Here is a 2,075-nt window from a genome sequence, read left to right on the forward strand (position 1 = left end):
GGTTAACGTGACATACCAATAACTCTTGTCTAAAAAGCCAGCAAGCAATAGATGTAAATGAGGTAAAAAACAGCCCTGGCAGGATGGCTGGAATGTAACCTTGTTAATTGTTACCGATTTTACTTAACATGTCCGCATAAGGTTCAAGCATAGAGTCAAGTAATGCGCCATTATCTGTAAACTTCCTGGCAGCCAGGTTACATGCTTCAATGGATTCTTCGCAGTCCTTTTCAATTTTATCCTTCAGAAGAGAATAAAGTATAAATGTTATTTTTGTGGCCTTATAAGTGTTTTGCAACTTATAAGCATTATCAAAAAATCTTATATGGTTTCCCTGAATGTTTTGAGATTCAAGATTTAAAGCGATAGAAAAACACTCTGCTCTTGGCATAATTATATTTTCAACATTGGAGCAAATAAATTCCACATTATCGCCTTCGTTAAGGAACGCTAGCTCACCTTCTGATTTCTTATCATAGTAAGCATAAAGCGACTCAAATCCACCATCATCATCCCTTAGCAGAACAAAAAATCTATCATCAAAATCTTGCTTAATCGCCCGCACTGTTGAGTTTATGATGAATATATCTTTATACTTTTTCTTCGCTCTCAATTCGTTATTATTGAAATCATCTATAATCTCATTTACCGAATATCTTTTAAGTCCATCAAGATACTGGATAGCCATTGCTTGCCCTGTGGGCAAAAAAAATGAAAACGCCTTGCTGTTGCTGGCACTTATGTATTCATTATCAGCGGCATAAGACTGAGACATCGAGAGTACAATAAAAAGTGAAAGCAATTTAATTAGTTTATGCATAAATATCACCTATTGAAACAACGGATTTTCAATAGTAATGATATTCATCATTCCATAATTTGATATCAGTCAATAACAAATTGACATCTTTTAACACATAGCAGCACACATTAACCAAGATTCACTGATGAATGCCACCTGGAATCTATCACAACAAAAAACCCGCTCGGCGGCGGGTTGTAGAAACCTTTCTAACGTCAGGCATAAAACGCCCATCGTTAGGGCAAATTTACCACAGATTCGGGAAAAATCAACAACACTATCGCGTTACCCTCTTTAACTGCTGCTCTGCCCATGCCTCTTCAATGTCAAACCGAACCACCAATGTATCGTAAAAGCATTTCACTGATTTTTTCCACGTATCAAGCGTGATAGCACTCGTCACTTTGCATATGGCATTAAATGCCTCCGTTGATGGCAGCCTTTCATAGCCACGACCACCACAACGCTGACAGTTTCTGAAAACTGGTACGCCCTGTTTTTCCGACTCTTCACGATGAATGGCAACACCGCGTCCACGGCAATCTTTACAGGTAGTGGAAATCTCTCCTTTCCCCTTGCATACCGGGCAGGAAACTTTCACCAACTCCCGGATTTTTTTCCATTCTTCCCAGTAAGACGGATACACACCTTTCGTACACTTTGCCCATACTGGCGGCTTGCCATCCGGATACTGAACCTTGTTTGTAAAAACTTCGCTTTCAATAAATTTTTTCCCCCGGCAACAAGGGCACTGCTTTTTACTCGCTGCACTGCGGGCATAATCCTCAAAAGCATACGAAGCCATAATGCGCATCACTGCCGGTTTTATCTCTGCCGGAAGTTTTCTTAACGCAGCCACACGATCGCACTGACTTAATGCATAATCTGCCAGTAATTCTGTTGCCCGCGCCCTGTCATTCATACTAATGCCCATTTTCCCCAGGAACGCAGAAAACCCCATCTCAGCACGGTTTTGTGTCATACCCTGCGCAGCCATCACATCAGTGATGCTCAGCGCATCTTTTGACGTCGAGACAGATGCATCAGTCAGGCCAGGCGACTTTGGGGAGTAGTATTTCGGTAAATCTTCCAGCTTCATTTATTGACCTGCCCGTCATGCATTATTTCATAAATCTTCACGCCCAGTCGTCCACCAGGAACAAGCTGACCGCGCACAATATTAATTTCATCAAACTGCTCGTCGTCTATGAGTAGTCCCGCATGCGTCAGCGCATCCAGTAGTGCTTTCAGGATATTGTCCAGGTCACGACGG

At 41.8% G+C, this 2,075-nt stretch carries 3 protein-coding genes; all 3 read right to left on the reverse strand.

The annotated features are described in order from the left end of the window. Positions 1-103 precede the first annotated feature (103 nt). A complete protein-coding gene (locus EQY_RS0123455; RefSeq protein WP_000549316.1) occupies positions 104-820 on the reverse strand; it encodes an OB-fold protein in 717 nt (238 codons plus the stop codon). A 259-nt stretch (positions 821-1,079) separates the two neighbouring features. Continuing rightward, on the reverse strand, positions 1,080-1,901 hold the full coding sequence (locus EQY_RS0123460) for an antitermination protein (protein ID WP_000762930.1): 822 nt from the start codon (positions 1,899-1,901) through the stop codon (positions 1,080-1,082). Continuing rightward, positions 1,898-2,075 (reverse strand): RusA family crossover junction endodeoxyribonuclease (locus EQY_RS0123465; RefSeq protein ID WP_038809395.1); only part of this gene is annotated, 178 nt, incomplete at its 5' end. The genes EQY_RS0123460 and EQY_RS0123465, both read right to left, overlap by 4 nt.

It is taken from the genome of Escherichia sp. TW14182 (genome assembly GCF_000208525.1).
In the GTDB taxonomy this organism is placed as follows: domain Bacteria; phylum Pseudomonadota; class Gammaproteobacteria; order Enterobacterales; family Enterobacteriaceae; genus Escherichia; species Escherichia ruysiae.

Bases quoted from the DNA above. Each gene is read 5' to 3' on its own strand.
- EQY_RS0123455 (WP_000549316.1), bottom strand. From the start codon at position 820: ATGCATAAACTAATTAAATTGCTTTCACTTTTTATTGTACTCTCGATG.
- EQY_RS0123460 (WP_000762930.1), bottom strand. From the start codon at position 1,901: ATGAAGCTGGAAGATTTACCGAAATACTACTCCCCAAAGTCGCCTGGC.